Genomic DNA, 1,105 nt, shown 5'->3' with positions numbered 1-1,105 from the left:
ATAGAAAGGTCATGTTAAATTATTGTTCGGTGTATTAACTCCCGATTTGATATAAATCATGTAACTTTGTTACAAATATATTATACTAGGAGGATTAACAAATGGATGCAATTGAATTGTTAAAGGATAGGAGAAGCTGCAGAAATTTTTTGGATATTCCCATAGACGATGACGTTTTAAATGACATATTAGAAGTTGGTTTAAATGCCGCCAGCGGAGGCAATACTCAGCCATGCACTATAATTAAGATAAGGGATAAAGTTAAAAAGTCAAAGCTTAAAGATTTGCTTGGACAGAATTTTATTGAAAAATGCGACACTGTCTTAGTATTTCTTTTGGATTTTTATAAGCAAAAAAGATGGTGCGAAATAAGTATGGCACCTTATGGGCGGAATAGATCTTTTTTGGAATTTATAATCTCTTTAGAAGATGTAATGTGTGTTGCACAAAGCATTGAATGTGCATGCACTTTAAAAGGTATAGGCAGTGTTTACTTAGGTACGCCAAATCTACGCTATGAGGAAATAAAAGAGCTTTTAGAATTGCCAGAGCTTACTATACCTGTATTAGCTATGTGCCTTGGGAATGTAAAAGGTAAAATAAATTCCAGAAAAAAGCTTCAAAAAGATGCAGTCATTTTTGACGATAAGTACAAAAAATTAAGCGATGACGAAATTGAAAGATATTATGAAGAAAAATACCAAAACAGCAATACGTACATAAATGACAAAAACAGCTATTTGATAGATGATCTTTACAGAATCGCTTCAATGGTTAACGGAAAGAACTTTGCAGACAAAGTAAAAGCAAATGTTGAAAAAAACGGTTATATAAATCCAGCACAAAAATTATTTGGCCTTCATTATAATCCTACGGAAATGATAGGTATGAATCAATGGATATGGAACTTTTTCAAAGAACAAGGCTTTGATTTTTTAGATGATACATTTCATGTAGACCGACTGGATGTAAAATAATTAGTATTTACCTATAGATGAGAAAATTTGCTTACATAAATTACCATAATAAACTTACATGAAAAAATTTAATAAAAAATAGAGACAAATGCTCGCTTTTATGGTATTTAATATGTTGTTACACTATA

1 protein-coding gene is annotated in these 1,105 nt (G+C 30.9%); it reads left to right on the top strand.

All coding sequences use genetic code 11. The annotated features are described in order from the left end of the window. The first annotated feature begins 101 nt into the window (after window positions 1-101). Window positions 102-977: a nitroreductase family protein gene (locus HNR52_RS12245; RefSeq protein ID WP_013788611.1), complete on the top strand. Its 876-nt coding sequence runs from the start codon at window positions 102-104 to the stop codon at window positions 975-977. Window positions 978-1,105: the final 128 nt, after the last annotated feature.

Origin of the sequence: Thermoanaerobacterium thermosulfurigenes (assembly GCF_051201035.1) — a bacterium.
In the GTDB taxonomy this organism is placed as follows: domain Bacteria; phylum Bacillota; class Thermoanaerobacteria; order Thermoanaerobacterales; family Thermoanaerobacteraceae; genus Thermoanaerobacterium; species Thermoanaerobacterium thermosulfurigenes.
Note: the sequence above shows the minus strand (reverse complement) of the source record. Positions and strands in the feature narration are given on the sequence as shown.